The sequence below is a fragment of the Microbacterium sp. M4A5_1d genome (assembly GCF_053345465.1).
On record NZ_JBKFAD010000001.1, the window covers coordinates 225,164 to 242,980 of the forward strand.

Consider the following 17,817-nt stretch of genomic DNA (forward strand, 5'->3'; position numbering starts at 1 on the left):
ACGGAGAGAGGGCCCCGACCTCGGTCGGGGCCCTCTCTCCGTCGTGTCCTGCTTCTTTTCACCGCCGAGGATGCACGAACGCACGGTGCCCAGGGGCTGGGACCGTGCGTTCGTGCTCTCTCGCGAAGCGCGGGGCGTCAGTCGCGGGTGTAGCGGCGGGCGCGCCCTGCGAGGCCGGCGAAGTGGAACGGGCCGGGGGACTCGGCCGCGATCTCGACGTCGACGGTGCTGTCGCGGTGCGTCGCGTCGTGGAGCTCACGGTAGGTGGGGACATCGACTGCGGTCCGCGCGGCGAGGATGGCCTCGGTCTCCGCGCCGCGGGTCGCCTCGCGGTAGCCGGGCTGGACGACGAGGGTGAAGAACTCGCTGACCGACCCCGAGCCGTAGCTGAAGAGCCCGATGCGCGAACCAGTGAGGTCGTTCTCGCCGTCCAGGAGCGCTGCGAGAGCGATGTAGAGCGACGCCGTGTAGGAGTTGCCGATCCGGCGGTTGTAGCCGGTGGTCGCGGTCACGAGCTCGGGGTCGAGTTCGACGCCGACGTGCTGACCGAGCGCGCGATGCGCCTTCACGGCCATCTTGGTGAACGGCTGGTGGTGGCAGAACCAGTCGATCTGATCGATGTCGACGCCGCCGCGCGACCGGTAGTCGTCCCACGCGCCTGCGACACCGTCGAGGTAAGCGCTGACGGAGAGCTTGCCGTCGACGACCGCGGTGACGCTGTCGTTGGGACGCCAGAAGTCGTCGACCTCCGCAGTGTAGACGCCGGCGGCGGTCTCGAGGACGGCGAGCGCCGGCTCAGCCGACACGAGGAAGGCGACCGCCCCTGCACCCTGCGTCGGCTCAGCCGCGGTGTCGAGCTCGTACCGGGCGACATCACTGGCGATGACCAGGACGCGCTCGTCGGGGTTGCGCGCGATGAGACCGGCCGCAGCCTGAAGGGCGGCCGTCGCGGAGTAGCAGGCCTGCTTCAGCTCGACGACGCGGACCGAGCGGGGGAGGCCGAGCAGCTCGTGGACGTGCACCCCGGCAGCGCGCGACTGGTCGATGCCGGTCTCGGTGGCGAAGAACAGGGTCCGGATGCCGTCGACACCGTGCCGGTCGATGATGCGCTGCGCGGCCGCGGCGCCCATCGTGACGATGTCCTCGTCGAGGCCGGGGATGCTCATCTGCTCCTGGCCGAGCCCGATGCGGAACTTCGCGGGGTCGATGTCCGCGCGTGCGGCGAGGTCGTCGAGCTCGACGACGTGCGAGGCCGTGGCGACAGCGAGGTCGTGGATGCCGATGGTGGTCACTTCGTGGAATCCTTCCGGCGCTCGAGGAGCAGGTGCGACTGCATGAGCTCCCCGGGATTGGTCTGGGCGGCGAGCAGCGAGAGCTCGCCGCAGAGGACGGTGGCGGCGATCAGCCCCGCGAGGCGTCGGGCGTTCTCGCCGGAGGGACGCTCCTCACGGCAACCGAGGCGCGCGAGAGCGTCGTCGACGGCAGGCAGGTCCTTGCCGTTGCCGACGGTGCCGACGATGAGGTGGGGCAGCGTGCACGAGAAGTACAGGTCGCCGTCGCCGCGGACCTCGGCCCAGGTGAACCCCTGCGAGCCCTCGACGATGTTCGCGGCGTCCTGACCCGTAGCCAGGTAGAAAGCCAACAGCATGTTGGCGTAGTGCGCGTTGGCGGAGCGCAGCGCTCCGGCGATCGTCGAGCCGACCAGGTTCTTCTGAACGTTCAGATCGACGATGCGCTGCGCGGTCGACCGCAGCTGCTTCTGTACGAGGTCTGCGGGGATCACGATCTCGGCGATGACGTTGCGCCCGCGGCCGAGGATGCCGTTGACGGCCGTGGCCTTCTTGTCGGTGCAGTAGTTGCCGGAGATCGAGCCGTACGAGAGCTCGGGGTGCCACGAGAGCACGCGCTCCATGAGCGTCTCCGCGGCGAAGGTCACCATGTTGTGGCCCGAGGCGTCGCCGGTCGTCAGCGCGAAGCGGAGGTAGAGCAGGTTGCCGACGACCTCGGTGTCGAGGTCGATGAGCTTGGCGTGGCGGCTGCGCTCCGAGACGGCGGCAGCGAGCTCGTCGAAACGGGCGACGATGGCGCGCGACGCAGCGACGGCGGCCGCCGCCGACTGGGCGACGAACAGTGACGAGCGCGTCATCCGTTCGTCGACGACCGTCACGCGGATGCCGTCCTCGACGAGCCGCGAGATGCGCGCGCCGCGGCCGACCGAGGGCCACAGCGGCGACTCGTAGGTCGCGAGCGGGACTTCCTGCTCGGTCTCGACGTCTCCGGTGAGCCGAAGCGGTCCCACCCACCGCAGGGGGATCGGGGTGAACTCGGCGCTCATCGCGCGTCCTTCCCGCCGGCGCGACGCGCCAGGCTGTCGATATCGATACCGCGGGCTCGCGCGAACTCCGCCGCGCGTCCGTGGATGATCAGGTCGGTACGGCGGAGATCGTCCGGACGGGTCGCCCCCACCAGGGAGTGCAACGCCGTGAGGTGGTCAGACCATTCCCGGATACGGGAGATCAGCGCCTCCGCGCCGCCGTCGAGCACGACCGAGAGGAACGAACCGGAGGCGCCGACCGCACGCGCGCCGAGCGCGAGGCCGCGCGCGACGTCGAGGGGCGTGCGGACGCCGCCGGACGCCAACAGCACGGGCGCGTCGGCCGGGGCCTCGAGCAAGCACTCCACCGCGGACTGTCCCCACCCGGCCAGGTACGCGTAGTCGCGGCCCGATCGCCGGTCGTTCTCGATGCGCATGAAGTCGGTGCCGCCGACGCCGGACACATCGGCGAAGCGCACACCCAGGTTCCCCAGACGGGACAGCGTGGCGGCGCTCAGACCGAACCCCACCTCCTTCACCACGACGGGCACCTCGACGGCGGCGACGATGGCCTCGAGCGAGGCCGGCCAGCTCGAGAACGAGCGGCTGCCCTCGGGCATCACGGTCTCCTGCATGGCGTTCACGTGCACCTGGAGAGCGTTCGCCTCGAGGGCGTCGACGGCGCGCCGCGCGTCTTCGGGAGACCGTTCGATCCCGACATTGGCCATGACGAAGCCATCGGGGTTCTCGTCGCGGATCACGCGGAACGTCCCCATGAGGTCGGGGTTGTCCAGCGCGATGCTCAACGAGCCCGATGCGATCGCGACGCCGGTCTCACGCGCGGCGATGGCGAGGTCGCGGTTGATCGCACCGGTCGAAGCGCTGCCGCCGGTCATGGCGTTGACGTAGAACGGCAGTGCCCAGCGGGCACCGGCGACCTCGACGCCGAGATCGACGCGCTCGGCGTCGACACCGGCGAGGGCATGGTGGACGAAGCGGACGTCGTCCCAGCCGTTCGGCCGCGGCGGCTCCTTCTGCTGTGCGGCGGCGAGACGGACGTGGTCGTCCTTGCGCTCGGAAGCCAGTTCAGCCGGCATGATGCTCTCCTTCCGGCGGGTGCACGCCGATCGTGAGGTGTCGGATGTCGTTGGTCTCCCAGACCCGGAGCATGCCGGCGACGTCAGCGCCCGCGGGCGCGAGCACGATGCCGCAGTCGCCACCGCCCGCCCCGGACGGCTTGGCTGCCGCGCCGATCGCCTCGGCCGCGTCGCAGAGGATCCTCAGGCGGTCGGTCTCGATCGTCACACCCGTCCGTGCTCCGAGCGCCTGCAGCAGGCGACGGTTGCGCCGGATCGCGTCGAGCGCGAGCGCGTCGTCGGAGGCAGCGCGGGGCGGTGTCGTTCCGGGCGGCGAAGCCGCGAGCGCGCGCCACAGATCCTCCACGCAGGCGCGAGAGGCATCCAGGAAGCCCGTATGCGCGCCGTCCGCGACGTCGGTGCCGCGCGAGACACCGCTGACCAGGCGCTCCGTCGACGCGGGGTGCCCCGTCCAGCCGACGAGCAGGTCGAGTCCCGCGGGAGGCGCGAGACGTGTGATCTCCGTTCCTCGCCACGCGTCCGAACCCAGGACACGGGCGACGTCGTTCTCCGCGCGCGCCGCGCGCAGGCGGTCGCGGTCGGGGGAGCGATAACCGATCCAACCGCCGTAGGTGCTCGCGGCGACGTCACCACCGGAAGCATGGGGGGCGACGGCGATCGTGGCGAGCATGGCGAGCTCGTAGCGGCCGCGTGTGCCCAGGTCGAATCCGTAGAACCGGTCGATCGCGGCGATCGTCGCGACGGTGACGGCAGCCGACGAACCGAGGCCGAACTTGCGTCCGCTGGGGTCGTCGAGCCCGCTCTCGATGAAGAGGTCGAAGAAGCGGGGACGCAAGCCCCGCTCGGCGCGCAGACGCTCGGAGACCTCGATCGCGGCGATAACGTAGTCGTAGGGGTGGTGCTCGCGATCGAGCGTCAGCCCGTCCTGCCCCCGGGTCCAGCGCACCGGCATCCGGCTGTACTCCGGCGAGTGGATGCTGCCGGCGTCGACGCTCTCGGACAGCGACACCGTCAGGTAGCGGTCGACGGCGATGAGCACGGATGGCTCACCCGGTGAGACCACCGCATACTCACCGGCCACGAACAGCTTGCCGGGCGCACGCGCGACGATCGCGCGGGTCGAGTCGACGGTGGTCATTCGCCCGCTCGCGAGACGAGAGCTGCGGCGGGTCCGGGGTGGGCGACAGCGAGCTCGGCGAGACCGTCGAGCGCGGCAGTGACCGCATCGACGGACGCGGGCCGCGTCAGGATCACGACGTTCGGTCCGGCATCGGCGGTCGCCCAGGCTTCGACGCCGGACTCGCGCAGGGCCGAGATGCGGTCGAAGATCTCGACGCTCACGGGGCTCAGATAGCGGATGGGCGGGTCGCACGACTGGATCAGGGCGTGCATCCGCAGGGCGTTGACCTCCGTGATGCGGCCGAGGCGCTCGACATCGCCGTCTCGGCATGCTTCCGCGGCTGCTTCGAGGCTCTCGGCCGTCGACGAGACCCAGGCGGGGTAGAAGGGCGAGGTGAGCACCGTGCGGCGCATCGCCTCACGGCTGGACACCGGCTTCTCGCGCTTCTCCACCATCGCCACGACCATCGCGAGATCCGGCGCTGCCACGGGCTCGGCGAAAGAGGTCTCATCGCTGTCGCCGGCGTGCCAGATGGCGAATCCGGGGATGACCGAGCGCGACGCCGATCCCGAGCCGCGGCGGGCGAGTCGGCTCAGGGAGCGGGTATCGAGGTCCAGCCCGTAAGCCGCGGAAGCGGCGACGGCCAGCGCGGCGAAGCCCGAAGCGGACGACGCGAGACCGGCGGCCGACGGCACGGTGTTGACTGTCTCGACGCGAGCGGAGAGCGTGCTGCCCGCCATCTCGCGAACGATGTCGAGGAATCGCGTGACCCGCTCGGAGGGTCCGTCGACGCGCTGCTCGCCGTTGAAGACGAGGACGTCGCCGGACGCTCCCTCGTCGAGGCTGACGGTCGTCGTGGTGGGGAAGATGTCCAGCGTCATCGACAGGCTGCCCGTTGCGGGGAGGTTCAGTGCGCTGTCGCGCTTGCCCCAGTACTTCACGAGCGCGATGTTCGGGTGCGCGATGGCTGTCGCGGTGCTCATGCCGCTCCTTCGACGGTGGTGGTCCAGACCGCGGCGGCGCCGGCGCGGGTGAGTCGGTCGCCGAGCTCGGCGGCGGATGCCGCGTCTCGAGCGAGCGCGAGGACGCAGCCGCCCCGGCCGCCGCCGGTCAGCTTGGCGCCCAGGGCGCCGCCGGCGGTCGCGGCCTGCACGAGGTGGTCCAGCGCCGGATCGCCGACGCCCAGGCCCGTCAAGAGGACGTGGGCGCGGCTCATCGCGCTTCCGATCGCCTCGCGGTCACCCGTCGAGACGTCGCTGCGGAGGTCGGTCGCCAGCGCGCCCAGCTCGTCCAAGGCGGCTTCGACCGCGCGCGGATCGCTCTCCCGCCGCTGGGCGACGGCGGCGACGGCTTCACGGGTGCGCCCCCGGACTCCGGTGTCCGCGATGACGAACACGAGATCGCGCCCGACGGAGACGGGCTCGATGCGGCCCTGATCGAACCACACGGCCGCCCGAGCGCGCACGGTGCGCGCGTCCAGTCCGCTCGGTGCGCCGTGGGCGGCGCGCTCGGCCGTCTGGATGAGCTCGTGCATCGTCTCGTCGTCGGCCGCGAAGCCGCACGCTCCCAGCACTGCCTCGATGACCGCCGCGGACACGGCGGCGCTCGACCCGAGCCCGCGTTCGGCCGGGATGCTGCTGTCGATCGAGATGTCGAGCTCGGCGCCCGGCCTGCCTGCCGCCGCCAGTGCGGCGCGCATGGCTGTCAGCGTGACGTGCAGCCGCTCGGGCGCTCGGGCGATGGGGCCGTGGAAGAGCGTGCTGGCGAGGTGACCGGGGCCTTCGGCCGGCTGCGCGTGCGCCTCGACTCCGAGAGCGTTGACCGGGATCGCGATCGCCGGGCGGCCGTACACGACGGCGTGCTCGCCGAGGAGGATAGCCTTCGCACCGGCGCGGCCCGTCGCTCCGGGCTCCGCGGCCGAGCCGTGCGTTGCCACGTGCAGATGGGCGTCCGGTGCGATGGGGACGTCGGTCGGTGCAGTCATGGAATTTCGTCGAGCGTAACAGTCCGCCCCCGGGCGAGGCCTGAGTGGCCATGGATGTGCTCCGGAGGCCTCCGAGCGCTATCATGGGCGCCGCACCCAGCAACCTTTAACCCCGTCCTGTGAGGCGGAGAAGGGAGCGGCGGATGAGCACGCGCACCGTGCTGCATGAAGCCGACATCGCGCGGGCCCTGACGAGGATCTCCCACGAGATCCTCGAGTCGAACAGGGGACCCGCCGACCTCGTCATCCTCGGCATCCCGCGGCGGGGCGTTCCCCTCGCTGCACGCATCGGCTCTCTCCTCGCGGAGATCTCCGGGACGGTCGTCCCGGTCGGAGCACTCGATGTGACGATGTACCGCGACGATCTGCACCGCAACCCGACGAGGGCACCGCAGCCGACCGAGATTCCGGAGGGCGGCATCGACGGCAAGGTCGTCGTCCTCGTCGACGACGTGTTGTTCTCCGGACGATCGATCCGCGCGGCCCTCGACGCGCTGCAGGACATCGGTCGCCCCGCGGCCGTCAGACTCGCGACTCTCGTCGACCGCGGCCACCGCGAACTGCCCATCCGACCCGACTTCGTCGGCAAGAACCTGCCCAGCGCCCGCGACGAGCGGGTCAATGTGCGCCTGCGCGAAGTCGACGGCATCGAGGAGGTGACGATCGGAGCATGAGGCACCTGCTCGACACCAAGGACCTGGATCGGCGCGACGCCCTGCGCATCCTCGACGTCGCGGAGGACATGGCGGCTACGCAGCAGCGCGAGGTCCGCAAGCTCCCCACGCTCCGAGGCAAGACCGTCGTGAACCTCTTCTTCGAGGACTCCACGCGCACCCGGATCTCGTTCGAGGCCGCCGCCAAGCGCCTCTCGGCCGACGTCATCAACTTCTCGGCTAAGGGCTCGTCGGTCTCCAAGGGCGAGTCCCTCCAGGACACGGCACAAACGCTGCAGGCGATGGGGGCCGACGCCGTCGTGATCCGCCATGGCGCCTCCGGCGCACCGCAGACCCTGGCCGGCAGCGGATGGATCAGCGCCGGTGTGGTCAACGCCGGTGACGGCACGCACGCGCATCCGACGCAGGCCCTGCTCGACGCATTCACCATCCGCAAACGATTCTTCGGCGAGGCCAGCCGGGGCCGCGACCTCGCCGGTCTCCGGGTGACGATCGTCGGCGACATCCTGCACTCGCGCGTCGCGCGATCGAACGTCTGGCTGCTGACGACCCTGGGTGCCGAGGTGACCCTCGTCGCACCGCCGACCCTCGTGCCGCAGGATGTGTCGGCCTGGCCGGTCCGCGTGATCTACGACCTCGATGAGGCCATCGCCGCGGGTCCGGATGCGCTCATGATGCTCCGCATCCAGCTCGAGCGCATGAACGCCGCCTATTTCCCGACTGAACGGGAGTATTCGCGGATGTGGGGCCTGGATGCCGCGCGGCTCGGCGCGCTCCCGGCCGATAGCATTGTCCTGCACCCCGGCCCGATGAACCGGGGGATGGAGATCTCCGCCGCCGCCGCCGATTCGCCGCGCTCGACCGTGCTCGAGCAGGTGGCGAACGGTGTCTCGGTGCGGATGGCCGTGCTCTACCTGCTGCTCGCGGGCGAGCGCACCGAAGCTGAGGAGGACGGACGATGAGCGAGAGCTTCCTCATCCGCGGAGCGCGCCTGGCCGGCAGCGACGCGACGGACATGCTGGTCATCGACGGGACGATCGCCGAGGTCGGCACCGGCCTGAGCGCCAGAGGTGCCACCGTCGTCGACGCCGACGGGCTCATCGCCCTGCCGGGGCTCGTCGACCTGCACACCCACTTGCGCGAGCCGGGGTTCGAGGCGTCCGAGACGATCCTCACCGGGTCGCGTGCCGCAGCGGCGGGCGGGTTCACCACCGTTTTCGCGATGCCCAACACCTCGCCCGTCGCCGACACCGCGGGTGTCGTCGAGCAGGAGCTCGCCCTGGGCGAGGCCGCCGGGTACGTGCACGTCCAGCCGATCGGCGCCGTCACGATCGGGCAGAAGGGCGAGCGCCTGGCCGAGCTGGGCGCGATGGCCGCCTCGCGGGCGCGCGTCCGCGTGTTCAGCGACGACGGCTTCTGCGTCTTCGATCCGCTCATCATGCGCCGCGCCCTCGAATACGTGAAGTCGTTCGACGGCGTCGTCGCCCAGCATGCTCAGGATCCGCGGCTGACCGAGGGCGCCCAGATGAACGAGGGCACCGTGTCGGCAGAGCTGGGACTGACCGGCTGGCCGGCGGTCGCCGAGGAGTCGATCATCGCGCGCGACGTCCTGCTCGCCGAGCACGTCGGCTCTCGACTGCACGTCTGCCACCTCTCGACGGCGGGCTCGGTCGACATCATCCGGTGGGCGAAGAAGCGGGGCGTGAACGTGACCGCCGAGGTGACCCCGCACCACCTGCTGCTGTCGGAAGAACTCGTCCGCGGCTACGACGCGCGTTTCAAGGTCAACCCGCCGCTTCGCCGTGACGAGGACGTGCGGGCAGTCCGCGAGGGCCTCGCCGACGGCACGATCGATATCGTCGCGACCGACCACGCGCCGCACCCCGCCGAGGCGAAGACGTGCGAATGGGCCGCCGCGGCGAACGGCATGGTCGGTCTCGAGTCCGCGCTGCGGGTCGTGCACCAAGCGGTCGTCGACACCGGACTGCTCGATTGGGGCGACGTCGCCCGCGTGCTCTCGACGGCTCCCGCTCGGATCGGCCGCCTGGCCGATGCCGGCACGCCGCTCGAGGCCGGCCGCCCCGCCTCGTTCACGCTGTACGACCCACGCCCGGTCCGCACCTTCACGGATGCCGACCTGCGGGGTCGCAGCGTGAACTCGCCCTACGTCGATCGCGAACTGCCGGGCGAGGTGCGCTGGACGTTCTTCCGCGGCACGCCGACGGTCGCCGACGGTGACCTGCTCGAACGCCCGGGAGCCCGCGCGTGACCCGCGAAGGAGCTCTGCTCGTCATGGTCGCGGTCGCCCTGGTGCTACTCGCACTCGGGGTCTGGGCCTGGCGACGACGAACGAGGCGCGACAGCGGCCTCACGGCACCGGTGGGCGAGTTGCCCGCGGGCGCCGTGCAGACGGCGGCGATCTCGGGACTCTACGTCGCGACGACCCGCCACGACGAGCCGCTCGAGCGCCTCGCCATCCGCGGGCTCGGATTCCGCTCCCGCGTCGACGTCATCGTCGCCGCGGGAGGCGCGGGTGACGGCGTGGCCATCGACCTGACCGGTCAGCCGCGCCTGTACATCCCCGCCGGGCGCATCGTCTCCGTCGATCAGGCCACCGTCGCCATCGACCGTGTCGTCGAGAAGCAGGGCCTGACACGCCTGAGCTGGCTGATCGATGACGAGACGATCGTGGACAGCTACTTCCGGCCCCAGACCGCATCGGCCCGTGCGCTGGCCGATGCCATCCAGACCATCGTGACCCCCACCCAGACCCCAGGAGGCGACGCGTGACACTGTTCACCCGTGACCCCGCCGTGCTCGTGCTCGAGGACGGATCCCGCCACATCGGCCGCGCCTACGGCGCGCGCGGCACCACCCTCGGAGAAGTCGTCTTCGCGACCGGCATGACCGGCTACCAGGAGACCCTCACCGACCCGTCCTACGCGGGCCAGATCGTGCTGCAGACCGCACCCCACATCGGAAACACCGGCATGAACGGCGAGGACGTCGAGTCGCGCCGCATCTGGGTCGCCGGCTACATCGTGCGCGACCCCTCGCGCGTCGTGTCGAACTGGCGCTCGGAGAACTCGCTCGACGAGTCGCTCGAGCGCGACGGCATCGTCGGCATCAGCGGCATCGACACGCGCGCCGTCACGCGCGTCCTGCGCTCGGCGGGCTCGATGCGCGGCGGCGTCTTCAGCGGCGACGCCGCCGACATCGATCCCGAGGAGCAGCTGCGCATCGTCCGCGAGGCGCCGGAGATGACCGGTCGCAACCTGTCCGCCGAGGTGTCGGTGCCCGCCGCCGAGGTGACCCCGGCGACGGGGGAGCGGCTCGGAAACCTCGCGGTGCTCGACCTCGGCGTGAAGCAGGCCACGGTGAACAACCTCGCCGCCCGCGGATTCGACGTCCACGTCCTCCCGCAGGACGTCACGTTCGAGCAGCTCCGTGCGATCGACCCGATCGCGGTGTTCTACTCCAACGGCCCGGGCGACCCGGCCGCGAGCGACCACCACGTCGAGCTCCTGCGGGGCGTCCTCGCCGAGAAGCTGCCGTTCTTCGGGATCTGCTTCGGCAACCAGCTCCTCGGCCGCGCCCTCGGCTTCGGCACCTACAAGCTGCCCTTCGGCCACCGCGGCATCAACCAGCCCGTGCTCGACAAGCAGACCGGGCGCGTGGAGATCACCGCGCACAACCACGGCTTCGCCGTCGACGCGCCGATCGAGGGCGTCGTCGACAGCCCGGCCGGCTTCGGCCGCGTCGAGGTGAGCCACGTCGGCCTCAACGACAACGTCGTGGAGGGCCTGCGGGCCCTCGACCTGCCGGCATTCTCGGTGCAGTACCACCCCGAGGCCGCCGCCGGCCCGCACGACGCCAACTACCTCTTCGACCGCTTCCGCGACCTCGTGGTCGCGACCCAGGAGAACAAGAACTGATGCCCAAGCGCGACGATATCCAGAGCGTCCTCGTCATCGGGTCGGGGCCGATCGTCATCGGCCAGGCCTGTGAATTCGACTACTCCGGCACCCAGGCGTGCCGCGTGCTCCGCGAGGAGGGTGTCCGCGTCATCCTCGTCAACTCCAACCCGGCGACGATCATGACCGATCCCGACTTCGCCGACGCCACGTACATCGAGCCCATCACGTGGCAGGTCATCGAGACGATCATCGCCAAGGAGCGCCCCGACGCGATCCTGCCGACCCTGGGCGGTCAGACCGCTCTCAACGCGGCGATCGACCTGCACAAGCACGGCATCCTCGAGAAGTACGACATCGAGCTGATCGGCGCGAACTTCGAGGCGATCAACAAGGGCGAGGATCGGCAGATCTTCAAGCAGCTCGTCATCGACTCGGGAGCGGATGTCGCCGACAGCCGCATCTGCCACACGATGGACGAGGTGCTCGCGGGCGCCGCCGAGCTCGGCTACCCGCTCGTCGTGCGCCCCTCCTTCACGATGGGCGGGCTCGGCTCGGGCTTCGCGTACGACGAGGAGGACCTGCGCCGTATCGCCGGAGCGGGCCTGCGCGACTCGCCCACGACCGAGGTCCTGCTGGAGGAGTCGATCCTCGGGTGGAAGGAGTACGAGCTCGAGCTCATGCGCGACTCGGCCGACAACACCGTGGTCGTCTGCTCGATCGAGAACGTCGACCCGGTCGGCGTCCACACCGGCGACTCCATCACGGTCGCGCCGGCACTGACGCTCACCGACCGCGAGTACCAGAAGATGCGCGACATCGGCATCGACATCATCCGCGCCGTCGGCGTCGACACCGGTGGCTGCAACATCCAGTTCGCGGTCGATCCGCAGACGGGGCGCATCATCGTCATCGAGATGAACCCGCGCGTGTCGCGTTCGTCCGCGCTGGCGTCGAAGGCGACCGGGTTCCCGATCGCGAAGATCGCCGCGAAGCTCGCGATCGGCTACCGCCTCGACGAGATCCCGAACGACATCACGAAGGTCACCCCGGCGAGCTTCGAGCCGACGCTCGACTACGTCGTGGTCAAGGTGCCGCGCTTCAACTTCGAGAAGTTCCCGGCCGCCGACACCACCCTCACGACGACCATGAAGTCGGTGGGCGAGGCGATGGCGATCGGGCGCAACTACGCCACGGCTCTCCAGAAGGCGCTGCGCTCGCTCGAGAAGCGCGGATCGAGCTTCCACTGGGGCGACGAGGAGCGCTCGGTGGACGAGCTGCTCGAGATCGCGAAGACCCCGACCGACGGCCGGATCGTGGTCCTGCAGCAGGCGATGCGCAAGGGCGCGACGGTCGAGCAGGCCTTCGAAGCCACCGCGATCGACCCGTGGTTCCTCGACCAGATCGAGCTGATCAACGAGGTCGCGGCGTTCGTGGCCGACGCGGGCGAGCTCGACGAGCACGTCATTCGGACGGCGAAGGACCACGGGTTCAGCGACGCGCAGATCGCGCAGCTGCGCGGCATCACCGAAGAAGAGGTGCGCGGCGTCCGCCACGGCCTCGGCCTGCGGCCGGTCTTCAAGACGGTCGACACCTGCGCCGGTGAGTTCCCCGCGCTCACGCCGTACCACTACTCGTCGTACGACACCGAGACCGAGGTCACGCCCTCCGAGCGCACGAAGGTCGTCATCATCGGCTCGGGCCCCAACCGCATCGGGCAGGGCGTCGAGTTCGACTACTCGTGCGTCCACGCCAGCTTCGCGCTGGCGGACGCCGGCTACGAGACGATCATGGTCAACTGCAACCCCGAAACGGTATCGACCGACTACGACACGAGCGACCGGCTCTACTTCGAGCCGCTGACGCTCGAGGACGTCCTCGAGGTGCTGCACGCCGAGTCGCAGTCCGGCACGATCCTCGGCGTCATCTGCCAGCTCGGCGGTCAGACGCCGCTCGGGCTCGCAAAGGGCATCGAGGCGGCCGGATACAGCATCCTGGGCACCCAGCCCGCGGCGATCGACCTGGCCGAGGAGCGTGAGCTCTTCTCGCGTCTGCTCGACGACGCCGGTCTCGTCGCCCCGCGCAACGGCACCGCCATCGACGTCGAGGGGGCCGTCGAGGTCGCCGAGTCGATCGGCTACCCCGTCCTGGTCCGCCCGAGCTTCGTCCTCGGCGGCCGCGGCATGGAGATCGTCTACGACACCGAGAGCCTGCGCGACTACTTCGTGCGCGTCGCCGACCAGGCGATCATCGGCCCGGGCCTCCCGCTGCTCGTCGATCGCTTCCTCGATGACGCCGTGGAGCTCGACGTCGACGCGCTGTTCGACGGCGAAGAGCTGTACATCGGCGGCGTGATGGAGCACCTCGAGGAAGCCGGCATCCACTCCGGTGACTCGAGCTGCACGCTGCCGCCGATGTCGCTCGGCCGCACCGAGATCGACCGGGTGCGCGAGGCGACTCTCGCCATCGCCCGCGGTGTCGGCGTGCGGGGTCTGCTGAACGTGCAGTTCGCCGTGTCGGCGGGTGTGCTCTACGTCATCGAGGCGAACCCGCGCGCGAGCCGCACCGTGCCCTTCGTGTCGAAGGCGCTCGGCATCCCGCTGGCCAAGGCCGCGTCGCGGATCATGGCCGGGTCGTCGATCGCCGAGCTGAAGGCCGAGGGGCTGCTGCCCGCCGAGGACGGCTCGCGGGTCCCGCTCGATGCGCCGGTCGCCGTCAAGGAGGCCGTACTCCCCTTCAAGCGCTTCCGCACCGCTGACGGCCGGACGGTCGACTCGGTCCTCGGCCCGGAGATGCGCTCGACCGGTGAGGTCATGGGCATCGACCGCGACTTCCCGACCGCCTTCGCGAAGAGCCAGGCGGCCGCCTACGGCGGCATGCCCACCTCGGGCACCGTGTTCCTGTCGGTCGCCGACGACGACAAGCGCGCCGTCATCCTGCCTGCCCACCGGCTGCAGGAGCTCGGCTTCCGCCTGATCGCGACCGAGGGGACCGCCGAGATCCTCGCTCGCAACGGCATCCGCGTGGAGGTCGTCGGCAAGTACTCCGAGACCCAGGGCTCGGGGGAGCGAAACGTCGTCGATCTCATCAACGCCGGCGAGATCGACATGGTCGTGAACACGCCCTCGGGCGGCGTCGCTCGCGCAGACGGCTACGAGATCCGGGCCGCGGCCGTGGCGGGCGACCGTGCCCTGTTCACCACGATGGCGGTCCTCGGTGCCGCCGTGAGCGCGCTGCCCGTGCTCCGGGAAGGGTTCGAGGTCAAGAGCCTGCAGGACTACGCCCTCGAGCGGGCGGGGCGCAGGTGACCGCATTCGGGGAGCGCCTGTCCGGCGCGCTCGACACGTATGGGTCGCTCTGCGTCGGCATCGACCCGCACGCCGCACTGCTCGCGGACTGGGGCCTTCCGGCCTCGGCCGCGGGCGTGCGCGAGTTCGGTCTGCGCGTGGTCGAGGCCGCGCGCGAGCGGGTGGGCATCGTCAAGCCGCAGGTCGCCTTCTTCGAACGGTACGGGTCAGCGGGCTTCGCCGCGCTCGAAGAGGTGCAGCGCGCCGCACGCGACGCGGGCCTCATCGTCATCGCGGACGCCAAGCGCGGCGACATCGGCAGCACGATGGACGGCTATGCCGCGGCGTGGCTCGAGCCGGGCGCCCCGCTGGAGGCCGACGCCGTCACCGTGAGCCCGTACCTCGGCCCGGGGTCGCTCCGCGGCACGATCACCGCCGCGGCGCGCGCCGGCAAGGGCGTCTTCGTCCTCGCCGCCACCAGCAACCGCGAGGCGTTCGGACTGCAGTCGGCGGAGGTCACCGTCGTCGAGGCGCAGCGCGGCCAGACGGTCGCGGACTGGGTCGCCGCCGGCGTCGGATGGGCGAACCGTGCGGCGGCGGACGCGGGAGGTCTCGGTCACGTCGGGCTCGTCGTGGGTGCGACCGTCGACCGCGACGAGCTCGGCCTCACGCACGAATCGCTTCGCGGCGCACCGATCCTCGCTCCCGGCTTCGGCGCGCAGGGCGTGGCGCTCGGCGCGGTGCGTTCGGTGTTCGGACCGCTCGCGGGCCAGGTGGTCGCGAGCGCCAGCCGCAGCGTGCTCGCCGCCGGTCCCGACGGAATCATCGACGCCATCGACGCGCATCGGCGGGAGCTCGCCGAGGCAGAGGAGGAAGCCCGTGGCTGATCGTCCCCACCCACCCGAGGTCGACCGCGCCGCGGCGTCACGCCGTGCCGTCGAAGCGCGACGCGAGCGGGCGGCGCTGAAGAAGGATGTCGCGATGCGCGTCATCTCACCTCAGGAGCTCCTGCGGCGCGCTCTCGCCGATCCCGAGTCGGCGGCCGGCGCCATGCGGGTGACCGACTTCCTCACGGCGATCCCGGCGATCGGTGAGAACAAGCGCGACCGGATCCTCGCGGATCTCGACATCTCGCCCGTCAAGCGCCTCGGCGGGCTGGGGTCGCGTCAGCGGCTCGCGCTTCAGCAGTTCTTGGATGCCCGCCTGCCCGAGCCCCAGCCGCGTGCCGGCCGATCGCGGCTGCTTGTGCTGGCCGGGCCCACTGCCGTCGGCAAGGGAACGGTCGCCGCGCACATCCGCGACAACCATCCCGAGATCATGCTGTCGGTGTCGGCGACCACCCGGGCCCCGCGGCCGGGAGAGGTCGACGGCGAGCACTATTACTTCGTCGACGACGCCGAGTTCGACCGTCTCATCGCCGAGGGCGAGCTGCTCGAGTGGGCCACCGTGCACAACCGTCACCGGTACGGCACGCCGAAGGCGCCCATCGAGGCGGCACTCGCGGCGGGGCGCACGGTGCTGTTGGAGATCGACCTGCAGGGAGCCCGTCAGGTGCGCGCGGCCGCGCCGGATGCGACCCTCGTCTTCCTCCTGCCGCCGAGCTGGGACGAACTGGTCGACCGGCTGGTCGGGCGGGGAACCGAGGACGCCGAGGAACGCGCCCGTCGCCTCCGTACGGCGCGTGTCGAGCTCGCCTCGCAGGGCGAGTTCGACTACCGCGTCGTCAATGACACCGTCGCGCGCGCGGCCGACGAGGTCGCCGCGCTGGCCGACTGATCGCGTAGACTGGGGGGATGCCTGCGCCTGCGGCGCGGCAGCAGACTCTCCACCGACATCGATCCCGGAAGGATCCGCCATGGCCGGAAGCAACGAAGGCATCATCGACCCGCCCATCGACGCCCTGCTCGACAAGGTCGACTCGAAGTACCAGCTGGTCATCTACGCGTCCAAGCGTGCGCGTCAGATCAACGACTACTACTCCGACCTCCACGAGGGCAACCTGTTCGACAACGTCGGCCCGCTCGTCGACTCGTCGGTCGAGGACAAGCCGCTGACGATCGCGATGCACGAGATCCACGAGGACAAGCTCCGCCTGCGTTCGCTCGACTGATCCGGCGGTAGACCCGTCACATTTCTGCCCGCGGCAGCCGGATGTCGGCCGCCGCGGGCAGAATCGTCTCCGTCCCGATCCCGCCCCGTTCCGTCCCACAGGGAGCCCCGATGAGCCAGCTGCGCCTGTTCACGTCCGAGTCCGTCACCGAGGGGCACCCCGACAAGATCTGCGACCAGATCTCCGACAGCATCCTCGACGCGCTGCTCACGGTCGACCCCGGCTCCCGTGTCGCTGTCGAGACCCTCGTGACGACGGGTCTGGTGCACGTCGCGGGCGAAGTGCGCACCGACGGTTACGCCGACATCCCCGGCATCGTCCGCGGCGTCGTCAACGGAATCGGGTACACCTCGAGCGAGACGGGCTTCGACGGCGACTCGTGCGGTGTGACGGTGTCGATCGGCGAGCAGTCGTCCGATATCGCCGCCGGCGTCGACAACGCCCTGGAGCACCGCGAGCAGGGTTCGATCGATCCGACCGATGCGCTCGGCGCCGGCGACCAGGGCATCATGTTCGGCTACGCGACCAACGAGACGCCGCAGCTCATGCCGATGGCCATCTGGACTGCCCACCGCATCGCCGAGCGTCTGACATCGGCCCGCCGCACCGGGGCCCTGCCGTTCCTGCGGCCCGACGGCAAGACGCAGGTGACCCTCGGCTACGAGGGCGCGGTGCCCCGCACGGTCGAGACCGTGGTGCTCTCGACACAGCACCAGCCCGACATCTCGCTGCCGGCGCTGCGGGCGGCCGTGCAGGCCGAGGTCATCGAGCCGGTGCTTGCCGAAACCGGTCTCGACATCTCCGACGTCGAGTACGTCATCAACCCCGCGGGGCCGTTCGTCGTCGGCGGCCCGAAGGGGGATGCCGGACTGACCGGCCGCAAGATCATCATCGACACCTATGGGGGCGCCGCACGGCATGGCGGCGGAGCCTTCAGCGGCAAGGACCCGTCGAAGGTCGACCGCTCCGCGGCCTATGCGATGCGGTGGGTCGCGAAGAACGCCGTCGCCGCAGGCCTGGCCGACCGTCTCGAGGTGCAGGTCGCCTATGCGATCGGGCGCGCCGCACCCGTGGGGCTCTACGTCGAGTCGTTCGGTACGGGACACGTCGCCGACGAGGTCATCTCGGCGGCCATCCGCGACGTGTTCGATCTCCGGCCGCAGGCGATCATCGACCGCCTCGACCTCCTGCGGCCCATCTATGCGAAGACCGCCGCGTACGGTCACTTCGGCCGCGAGCTGCCCGAGTTCACCTGGGAGCGCACCGACCGTGTCGAGGAGTTGCGCGTCGCCGCGGGCCTGTGAGCGACGCGCCTCG

General features: G+C 70.7%; 16 protein-coding genes. 10 read left to right on the top strand and 6 right to left on the bottom strand.

Going from position 1 to position 17,817, the window contains the following annotated elements; genetic code table 11:
- Positions 1-137 precede the first annotated feature (137 nt).
- Genes ACLBWJ_RS00990 through mvk form a run of 6 tightly spaced genes read right to left on the bottom strand, consistent with a single transcriptional unit; the run spans position 138 to position 6,515 of the window.
- Positions 138-1,292, bottom strand: a complete 1,155-nt coding sequence (locus ACLBWJ_RS00990) for a hydroxymethylglutaryl-CoA synthase (RefSeq protein WP_274177932.1) — start codon at positions 1,290-1,292, stop codon at positions 138-140.
- Complete coding sequence (locus tag ACLBWJ_RS00995; protein WP_274177931.1) at positions 1,289-2,335, bottom strand: hydroxymethylglutaryl-CoA reductase; 1,047 nt, start codon at positions 2,333-2,335, stop codon at positions 1,289-1,291. Before ACLBWJ_RS00995 ends, ACLBWJ_RS00990 begins: the two co-directional genes overlap by 4 nt.
- The gene (gene fni / locus ACLBWJ_RS01000; RefSeq protein WP_112614888.1) at positions 2,332-3,411 is read right to left on the bottom strand and encodes a type 2 isopentenyl-diphosphate Delta-isomerase; all 1,080 of its coding nucleotides are present in this window, start codon (positions 3,409-3,411) and stop codon (positions 2,332-2,334) included. The genes ACLBWJ_RS00995 and fni overlap by 4 nt, the downstream gene beginning before the upstream one ends.
- On the bottom strand, positions 3,401-4,549 hold the full coding sequence (locus ACLBWJ_RS01005; RefSeq protein WP_274177930.1) for a phosphomevalonate kinase: 1,149 nt from the start codon (positions 4,547-4,549) through the stop codon (positions 3,401-3,403). The genes fni and ACLBWJ_RS01005 overlap by 11 nt, the downstream gene beginning before the upstream one ends.
- Positions 4,546-5,514 (bottom strand): diphosphomevalonate decarboxylase, encoded by a 969-nt coding sequence (gene mvaD / locus ACLBWJ_RS01010; RefSeq protein ID WP_274177929.1) that lies wholly within the window; start codon positions 5,512-5,514, stop codon positions 4,546-4,548. The genes ACLBWJ_RS01005 and mvaD overlap by 4 nt, the downstream gene beginning before the upstream one ends.
- Complete coding sequence (mvk, locus tag ACLBWJ_RS01015; protein ID WP_274177928.1) at positions 5,511-6,515, bottom strand: mevalonate kinase; 1,005 nt, start codon at positions 6,513-6,515, stop codon at positions 5,511-5,513. Before mvk ends, mvaD begins: the two co-directional genes overlap by 4 nt.
- Before the next feature lie 143 nt (positions 6,516-6,658).
- Here mvk and pyrR point away from each other — a divergent pair, with 143 nt between their 5' ends.
- The 10 genes from pyrR (at position 6,659) to metK (ending at position 17,804) form a co-directional block, all read left to right on the top strand.
- A complete protein-coding gene (gene pyrR, locus ACLBWJ_RS01020; RefSeq protein WP_269266176.1) occupies positions 6,659-7,189 on the top strand; it encodes a bifunctional pyr operon transcriptional regulator/uracil phosphoribosyltransferase PyrR in 531 nt (176 codons plus the stop codon).
- Entirely contained in the window at positions 7,186-8,151 is a 966-nt protein-coding gene (locus ACLBWJ_RS01025) for an aspartate carbamoyltransferase catalytic subunit (protein ID WP_274177927.1), read from the top strand. The genes pyrR and ACLBWJ_RS01025 overlap by 4 nt, the downstream gene beginning before the upstream one ends.
- Complete coding sequence (locus tag ACLBWJ_RS01030; protein WP_274177926.1) at positions 8,148-9,458, top strand: dihydroorotase; 1,311 nt, start codon at positions 8,148-8,150, stop codon at positions 9,456-9,458. The genes ACLBWJ_RS01025 and ACLBWJ_RS01030 overlap by 4 nt, the downstream gene beginning before the upstream one ends.
- A complete protein-coding gene (locus ACLBWJ_RS01035; protein ID WP_274177925.1) occupies positions 9,455-9,979 on the top strand; it encodes a PH-like domain-containing protein in 525 nt (174 codons plus the stop codon). Before ACLBWJ_RS01030 ends, ACLBWJ_RS01035 begins: the two co-directional genes overlap by 4 nt.
- Entirely contained in the window at positions 9,976-11,124 is a 1,149-nt protein-coding gene (gene carA / locus ACLBWJ_RS01040; RefSeq protein WP_378718704.1) for a glutamine-hydrolyzing carbamoyl-phosphate synthase small subunit, read from the top strand. The genes ACLBWJ_RS01035 and carA overlap by 4 nt, the downstream gene beginning before the upstream one ends.
- Positions 11,124-14,411 (top strand): carbamoyl-phosphate synthase large subunit, encoded by a 3,288-nt coding sequence (carB, locus tag ACLBWJ_RS01045; RefSeq protein ID WP_274177924.1) that lies wholly within the window; start codon positions 11,124-11,126, stop codon positions 14,409-14,411. Before carA ends, carB begins: the two co-directional genes overlap by 1 nt.
- On the top strand, positions 14,408-15,277 hold the full coding sequence (gene pyrF / locus ACLBWJ_RS01050; RefSeq protein WP_447659589.1) for an orotidine-5'-phosphate decarboxylase: 870 nt from the start codon (positions 14,408-14,410) through the stop codon (positions 15,275-15,277). Before carB ends, pyrF begins: the two co-directional genes overlap by 4 nt.
- Positions 15,270-16,166 carry a guanylate kinase gene (gene gmk, locus ACLBWJ_RS01055; RefSeq protein ID WP_112614868.1) on the top strand — a complete coding sequence of 299 codons (897 nt, stop codon included), beginning with the start codon at positions 15,270-15,272 and terminating at the stop codon, positions 16,164-16,166. Before pyrF ends, gmk begins: the two co-directional genes overlap by 8 nt.
- A 79-nt stretch (positions 16,167-16,245) precedes the next feature.
- Entirely contained in the window at positions 16,246-16,500 is a 255-nt protein-coding gene (gene rpoZ / locus ACLBWJ_RS01060; protein WP_023950606.1) for a DNA-directed RNA polymerase subunit omega, read from the top strand.
- 110 nt (positions 16,501-16,610) lie between these two features.
- On the top strand, positions 16,611-17,804 hold the full coding sequence (gene metK, locus ACLBWJ_RS01065; protein WP_404567782.1) for a methionine adenosyltransferase: 1,194 nt from the start codon (positions 16,611-16,613) through the stop codon (positions 17,802-17,804).
- Positions 17,805-17,817: the final 13 nt, after the last annotated feature.